A 6,052-nucleotide genomic window follows, 5' to 3' on the forward strand; every position below is an offset into this window, starting at 1 on the left:
AACATATAATATTGGGTCTAAAACACTATTTTTTTAGATAAAAAACAGCTGAGTCAAAAACATTTTTATATTAAATTCCAAAAGACTTAGTATACTTACTACTAAGTCTAATTAATCAGCGTTTCTTAGAGTGAGGCTAATCCTGCCTCATAAGAGTCACTAACAAATGATTTTAGAGCCTCTTCCAAATCTTCAATAGCTTCATTCCCCACTAGTTTCATAACAACTTTGTTATCCTCGTTAGGTTTTATCAAAAATACAGTAGGTGTACCTATACTATGTAGACCCTCAGGTAGAGAGTCATAACTACTGTTAATGTTGACAGATTTGATATGTCTGTTGACCATCTCCTTGATATTTTCATTACTCTCTAATAGAGCATTGAGTCTTTCACATGGTGGACAATTATCTGCTTCAACTTTTATCATAATATATTTATCCTCTTTAACAGCACTCTCTTTTGCTGTAATAAAATCACTATATTTGATATTTTGACTACTATTGTCCTCGAACTCTACCTCTGAAAATGATAAACTAATAAGCTCTTCATGGGTCACCTCTTGCACGCTACTATTAAAGTCTATTATTTCTGAGTTAGATATACTAAATAGCGTGAACAGTATAATGGTTATAAAATATTTCATGTCTGTAATTGTCTCCTTATTAATTTGATGACAATATTCTATATTAAATAGATTAATATTCAGTTAATGGAGAGTTAAAATGTGTTGAAATTGTGATATTACTCTAATTATGATATTTTTATCTCTCTAAAAGAGAAATATACCTATAATTTAGCCAAAGCTACTCCAAGGAACAGAAGTTGTCAAATAACTATTTTAAGCCCTATCTAGCCTACTCAGCAAGTGCTGGTTCAGGTAAAACATTTGCTTTAAGTGTTCGGTATATCTCTCTTCTCTTTTTAGACCAAGAGCCAAGCACGATTTTAGCAGCTACCTTTACCAATAAGGCAGCCGCTGAGATGAAACAGAGGGTATTGAGTCTGCTTATAAATTTGGCGGATAAAAAAGCTGAACTAAGTGGCATATCTGAACAGACAGGATTGAGTATGGATGAACTTTTGGCTAAACAGCCAGAGGTTTTAGAGAATTTTTTATCATCTACCAATTTTATAGTTACTCTTGATAGCTTCTTCACCTCTATTTTGCGTTCTGCTTCACTATATATAGATATAGAGCCTGATTTTGTGACAAAAGAGATAGATGATAAGGCGAAAGAGAAGATTTTTTTGGAAGAGATTCAGGCTCATTCTCTACTCTCTGATTTGGTTAAACTAGCGATGAATATAGAGGACAAACGCTTTTTGAAGATGTTTGAACTGATGCAAAATTTCTACAAGATAGACCCTCTTTTACCCGATAGAGAGTATGAGTTAACCAATATCACAGGATTGGAAACCAAGATAGATATGAAGAGAGAGAGGCTTCATAAACTAGTGGTGGAGTCAGGAGCATCCAAGACGGCTATTAAAAACTTTGAGCCAATTGAGGTGAAGGGTCTGTTTAAAAAAACCGTTTTTGAGAAAGAGAGTCTGCTCGACCATCGTAACTACAAAAAGTATGTAGAGAAGAATCCTGCGATAGAGGATGAGTTTTTGGAGCTAAAGAGTCTGCTAGAGGAGTGGGCAAAGGTCAAGGAGCAGGTGGTTTTGCACAATCTTTTTCAAGTTTTTGACTATTATAAAAATGCTAATATCTCAACAGCCAAACAGTTGGGGATTTTAAGTTTTGATGATTTGACCTATTTTACCTATCGACTATTACACGATAGTATCAGCAGAGAGTTTTTCTATTTTAAGATAGATAGCAGGTTTCAACATATTTTACTGGATGAGTTTCAAGATACTTCAACCTTGCAGTTTTTGCTTCTAAAACCACTTATTGATGAGCTATTTTCTGGAGTTGGGCAGAGTGAGTTCAAGAGTTTTTTCTATGTAGGAGATACCAAACAGTCTCTCTATCGTTTTCGTGGTGGGGTTGAGGAGCTGTTTAACTCTGTGGCAAATCAATATGGTATAGAGGTTGCAGAGATGTATACCAACTATCGAAGTAGCAAGGCTGTGGTGGAGCAGGTCAACCGTTGGTTCAAGCCAAATATGTTCGGTTTTCCAGAAGCAAACTGTAGAGATGGAGCGAGTGCGGGATTTGTGGAGGTTCGAGAGTCAGAGGAGTTGGTGGATGAGGCGATAGTTAGTTTGGAGTCTCTATTGGAGATAGGTATTCCTTTGAGTGAAATAGCATTTTTGGTCTCCACTAACAGAGATGGAGCAACTATTCAAGAGGCTTGTTACTCCAAAGGACATGCTACGCGTCTAAAAACATCTAGTTCATTGAAACATATACCAAGAGTCGCTTCCATCGTAGCTATGGTTGAGTATCTCTTTATGGGGCTTGAACTTGATGCAAAAGCACTGCTTCAAAAAGTAGGAAAATCTTTAGACGATATAGATAGCTCATGGTTTCATCCTTTTATGGAGCCTGTTGCTGTTGTTCATCGTCTTATTGGTGATTTTGGATATTTTGAAGAGGATTTAAATCTGTTGAAACTTTTGGAGTTTGCCTCTGAGTTTTCTAATATTGATTCGTTTATAGAGGAGTTCAGACTCTCTAGCATAGAGGTAGCATCAAGCTCAAAAGAGGGGGCGATGATTATGACTATTCATGGCTCAAAGGGGTTGGAGTTTGAGCATGTTATTTTGTTGGATAGATTAAAAGGAGATGCACCTGACCGTTCTCTATTGCTCTATGATTATGATGAGTCACTGCATGTCAAAGAGGTCTATTACAAGATGAGCAAACGAGAAAATTTTGATGAGTCATACAGAGTCATGTTAGAGAAACAGAAAAAACTCTCTGCAAAAGACAAGATGAATATCCTCTATGTAGCCCTAACCAGAGCCATAGAGAGTATGATAATCATAAAAAAACCAAAAGGCTCAATCTTCAACCCATTAGGCATAACCCCCATGAACATTGGCAAATTAAAAACACCCGTAGGTTCGGTAACACCGAACAAACCGACCCAAACAACAAAACCCCTCATAACCCATTACGGTACACAAGAGCTAAATAAACCAGCAGAAGAGGATAAAAAAGATTATAAAGCCATCCTCTTCGGAACAGCACTTCATTATACTTTAGAGATGATGTCCTCATTTAGTATAATGGGACTAGCAGAAGCAATATCAGCCACAAAAAATCGCTATGGTTTAGAGCTAACTGAAAATCAGTTCTCTAACATAAAAAATCGTATCCTATCTCTAGTAACCAATGAGAGGTTCAAAAAACTACTAATAGATGCAAAAATAAGCAAAGAGCAATCACTCTCTTTCGAGGGTCAGTTCAAACAGATAGATTTGCTTCTGGAGTATGAGAAATCTTGTATGGTTTTGGACTATAAGAGTTCCAAGAAGTATCATCTAAAACATCAATCACAAGTTAGGTATTACAAAAAGGCTATTTTTAATATTACAGAAAAATATACTAGAGGGATGATTGTCTATCTGCTAGAAGATGGGGTGGAGTTGGTAGAGATATGAAAAAAACAGTTTTCACCATATCTCTTTTGACAGCATTGACACAAGCCCACATAGATGATAAAGTTCTCTACGCCTTTGAAGCCAAATGTATGGGCTGTCACGACACCTACAAAAAAAATAAGTTGGCTCCACCACTAGTCGCTGTCAATCAGGTCTATCTGCGTCTGACTGATAACAATATGAGTGAAGCGATGGAGCATATGAAAAAGTTTTTATCAATGCCTAGTGAAGATAAGACGCTAATGAAACCAGCAGTCAAGCTTTTTGGTGTGATGCCAAAAATGGATTTTAATGAGACAGAGATAGAAGATTTCTCACAAGTATTGGTGGAGACGGAGTTTGAGATTCCTGATTGGTTTAATGAGCATTATAGGAGTCATGAGCTAAATAAAACAGAATAGAGTAAAATTAAGCTTAAATTAAACTTAATTTCAGAAAATTTTAAGCTTGTTTCGCTATAATCCCACTCACAAAAGGCGATTGCCTTATTTTATCCCAAGGAAACAACATGAAATTGACATCTGTCATGAAACCTCATGAAGTAGAGAGAGATTGGATTCTCATAGATGCTGATGGTAAAACATTTGGTCGTATTTTAACAGAAGTAGCAACTTTTTTAAGAGGTAAGCATAAACCATCTTTTACACCAAATGTAGATTGTGGTGACTATGTAGTTATTATCAATGCTGAAAAAGCTAAATTTACAGGAAACAAACTAGATGCAAAAGAGTATTTTACTCACTCTGGCTATTTTGGTTCAACAAAAAGTAGAAAGCTTTCAGATATGATGGAGAATAGTACAGAGAAATTATATAAACTATCTGTAAGAGGTATGCTTCCAAAGACGACTCTTGGTAAAGCGATGCTTAAAAAACTAAAAGTATATGTTGGGTCTGAGCATCCACATACTGCACAAATAAACAAAGGAGCATAAGAATGTCAAAAACTATCTATGCAACAGGAAAAAGAAAAGCCGCTATCGCTAAAGTATGGTTGACTCCAGGAAGTGGTACGATGACTATCAATGGTAAAACATTGGATGAGTGGTTGGGTGGACATGAGACACTTAAGATGAAAGTTAGACTTCCACTAGAAGCTACCAAACAACTAGACTCTGTAAATATCAAAGCTACTACACTTGGTGGTGGTTACTCTGCTCAAGCTGATGCACTTAAACATGGTATTACAAAAGCACTTGTAGCTTATGAAGAGTCTTTTAGAACGATTCTTAAGCCTATGGGACTTATGACTCGTGACTCCAGAGTCGTTGAGCGTAAAAAGCCAGGTAAGAAAAAAGCGAGAAGATCTCCACAGTTCTCAAAAAGATAGGCTCTCCTCTCTTTTATCAGAAGCCTTTTGGGGCTTTTGACTCCTCTTAAACTTTTAATATTTCACTTTTTTCAAATTTAATTCTCATTCAGGAATTTAAGATATCGAATATCTCTTTGTACTTTTTTCTCTATTTTACCAAGATATCTAATTGAATTTTTGTCAAGTTTCTCTAAATCGGTTGTAGAGATAGACTCTACGCTATCTAAAATCTTTTTAAGTGTCTTCTCTATCTTTTGCTCTTTTAGAATCTTTGAGTTGCTGACCGCTTCAAAAGGATTTTTGGTAGCATCTAGTATATCTAGTGCATAGTCATCATCGAGTATTCTAGATACCTCTCTAAGTGCTTGTGGACTAGAGATTGCCTCTTTTTCCAATGCACCCTCGGCATCTGCACTTTTGGTTATCCATCTATAAAATCTATCCAGATTATTTTTATTGAGGAATGCCATCCTATTCTCATCCCACTCTAGCCAATCTCTAAATGAAGGTTTTCCAAGTGTTTCATAGAAGATGGTATATAGATTTCTAACTTCAAATTGATTGTAGCCATCCTGTTGCATGTTGTATAGAAGTTTAAAAGAGTAGTATTGCTTTTTTACATCAGCCACTCTTTTTCCTACTTTTTGACCAATCTCCTCAAAGCTATAATCTTTTATATCTTTTAGTTTTATAACCAGTTTTGCTTTGGCAAATCCATTCCAGTGTTTGACTCCTGTAATGTGTCTCATACCCATCAGAACATCTTCATCATAGTCAGCACTGTTGACCTTTACATCTAATCCATCTCTAATAATTTTTTGTAGACTTGGTTTTAGGTCGTCAATGTGATAGTTTTCAGCGATATGCTTGAGAGTACAGAGCCGTCTGTTTCCCTCTATGATATAGTAATTTCCTTTGTTGTCAATCTTCTCCGCAACAATCATCTCTATATAGATAAAATCATTGGCGATAATACTTCCTTTTAGCTCTGATATATCATTTTGTAGTTTATTATAGACTTTGAGCTGATTTGTCTTATTCATTATACTGTTTTTTGGTATTGGGTCAAAATCGAAGTTATCATCATACCTTAGATTATCTGGGTCAAAGAATAGGTTTTCTAGTTTTATTTTTGTTGTATTCATAAATATTACTCCTTGTTTTAGTTTAAATTATTTAATT

The 6,052-nt window shown here is 35.6% G+C and carries 6 protein-coding genes; 4 read left to right on the forward strand and 2 right to left on the reverse strand.

The features are described from left to right. Positions 1-125: 125 nt before the first annotated feature. The gene (locus tag GSY74_RS00795) at positions 126-644 is read right to left on the reverse strand and encodes a thioredoxin family protein (RefSeq protein ID WP_164663196.1); all 519 of its coding nucleotides are present in this window, start codon (positions 642-644) and stop codon (positions 126-128) included. 179 nt (positions 645-823) lie between these two features. Between GSY74_RS00795 and GSY74_RS00800 the strand changes: the two genes are divergently transcribed. The 4 genes from GSY74_RS00800 (at position 824) to rpsI (ending at position 4,888) form a co-directional block, all read left to right on the forward strand. Further along, positions 824-3,559 carry a RecB-like helicase gene (locus tag GSY74_RS00800; RefSeq protein ID WP_164663197.1) on the forward strand — a complete coding sequence of 912 codons (2,736 nt, stop codon included), beginning with the start codon at positions 824-826 and terminating at the stop codon, positions 3,557-3,559. Next, positions 3,556-3,960: a hypothetical protein gene (locus tag GSY74_RS00805; protein WP_164663198.1), complete on the forward strand. Its 405-nt coding sequence runs from the start codon at positions 3,556-3,558 to the stop codon at positions 3,958-3,960. Before GSY74_RS00800 ends, GSY74_RS00805 begins: the two co-directional genes overlap by 4 nt. A gap of 107 nt (positions 3,961-4,067) precedes the next feature. Next, a complete protein-coding gene (gene rplM / locus GSY74_RS00810; protein ID WP_164663199.1) occupies positions 4,068-4,493 on the forward strand; it encodes a 50S ribosomal protein L13 in 426 nt (141 codons plus the stop codon). Positions 4,494-4,495: 2 nt separating this feature from the next. Then, positions 4,496-4,888, forward strand: a complete 393-nt coding sequence (gene rpsI / locus GSY74_RS00815) for a 30S ribosomal protein S9 (protein ID WP_164663200.1) — start codon at positions 4,496-4,498, stop codon at positions 4,886-4,888. Between the two features lie 77 nt (positions 4,889-4,965). Here the strand turns inward: rpsI and GSY74_RS00820 are convergent, their stop codons facing one another. Next, positions 4,966-6,015, reverse strand: a complete 1,050-nt coding sequence (locus GSY74_RS00820; protein WP_164663201.1) for a ParB N-terminal domain-containing protein — start codon at positions 6,013-6,015, stop codon at positions 4,966-4,968. Positions 6,016-6,052: the final 37 nt, after the last annotated feature.

The organism is Sulfurovum sp. bin170 (assembly GCF_010892395.1).
GTDB lineage: Bacteria > Campylobacterota > Campylobacteria > Campylobacterales > Sulfurovaceae > UBA1140.